The 723-nt window shown below is 62.2% G+C and carries 2 protein-coding genes; both read right to left on the bottom strand.

The genetic code is table 11. The features are described from left to right. Nucleotides 1–90: 90 nt before the first annotated feature. On the bottom strand, nucleotides 91–546 hold the full coding sequence (locus JHD77_RS33315; RefSeq protein WP_023657076.1) for a phage tail terminator protein: 456 nt from the start codon (nucleotides 544–546) through the stop codon (nucleotides 91–93). Nucleotide 547: 1 nt separating this feature from the next. Further along, nucleotides 548–709, bottom strand: a complete 162-nt coding sequence (locus tag JHD77_RS33310) for a hypothetical protein (RefSeq protein WP_325099878.1) — start codon at nucleotides 707–709, stop codon at nucleotides 548–550. Nucleotides 710–723 lie beyond the last annotated feature (14 nt).

Raw genomic sequence — 723 nt, 5'->3', positions numbered from 1 at the left:
TGCCGGCGTGCGTGTGATGAGCGGTGAGTGTCACCTTCTCCTCCTTCGGCACTGAGACGGCGGGGATGTCCTGTTTCTTGGCGGGGGTGCTCATGAGGTTCTCCCGATTGCGTGTTGGGTCTGATAGAGGTCGGTCCAGATCAAAACGGACGTGTCATAGTCCACGGGCTGCCCCTGGATGAGTTGACAGTCACGGGCGCCCGCCAGACCAGGCGGCACCCAGCCGATCAGGGCATCTCGCACCTGTCCTAGTACCGGGCGTAGATCGTCCATCGCGTTCTTGCCCTTGTTGTCCCGGTAGTTGCGGGTTGCAACCACAACACCGAATCGCACCTGGACCATCTGCCGGGTCGCTGCGCCGGGTGCTCCGGACGAGCGCGGCATCGGCGTTTCTTCGGCGAGGATCACGTAGGCGGTCGGTGTCCGGAAATCGCGGACTGCCTTGATGGCAGCAAAGTCCGCCGCACCGCCGACACTCGCCAAGACAGCTACCTGATCCTTCAGGCGCTCAATGATCAGGTTGTGATCGAATGGAGCGCTGGACATGTCAGAAGTCCTTCAACTGATCGAGGCTGAAAGTTCGGCCCGGAGTCACCACCTGGGGAGCCCCGCTGGTGGAGTTGGCCACCGGGTCGTCCTGCCCCAGGGAGAACTTGCCCTCGGCGGTGAGCTGCAGAAATTTCAGGGCGTCCCGGTAGTCACGAACGATCGGGTCTTTCTCCG

Source organism: Pseudomonas sp. P20 (assembly GCF_016463925.1).
GTDB classification, from domain to species: domain Bacteria; phylum Pseudomonadota; class Gammaproteobacteria; order Pseudomonadales; family Pseudomonadaceae; genus Pseudomonas; species Pseudomonas aeruginosa.
This window is presented reverse-complemented; position numbering and strand designations above follow the sequence as displayed.